1 protein-coding gene is annotated in these 248 nt (G+C 50.8%); it reads right to left on the reverse strand.

Annotated features, from left to right (window positions below; translation table 11 throughout):
• On the reverse strand, nucleotides 1-248 hold a 248-nt coding region (locus tag ICL55_RS35050), incomplete at both ends, for a hypothetical protein (protein ID WP_188106745.1).

Below are 248 nucleotides of genomic sequence, written 5' to 3' on the forward strand. Positions count from 1 at the left end.
TTGTAGGTGTTGTTTCCAATTACAGTTGGCGTGTGGGTGATAGACACCTTGTCGTCAGTACCAGGGATGGCTACGCCGTCCAGGGTCCATCTGATTTTATGGCCATTGTTGCTGTTGTCGATAGACAGGGTAGTGGTAGCACCTTTACAGATCTGGTCTGGTACGGCTGTAATCTGCACAGTCGGATTAGCGTCGATCTGTACGGAGAACGGTACGTCTTTGGTACAACCGGCATTGCTGCCATCCTG

Origin of the sequence: Chitinophaga varians (genome assembly GCF_014529945.1) — a bacterium.
Taxonomy (GTDB): domain Bacteria; phylum Bacteroidota; class Bacteroidia; order Chitinophagales; family Chitinophagaceae; genus Chitinophaga; species Chitinophaga varians.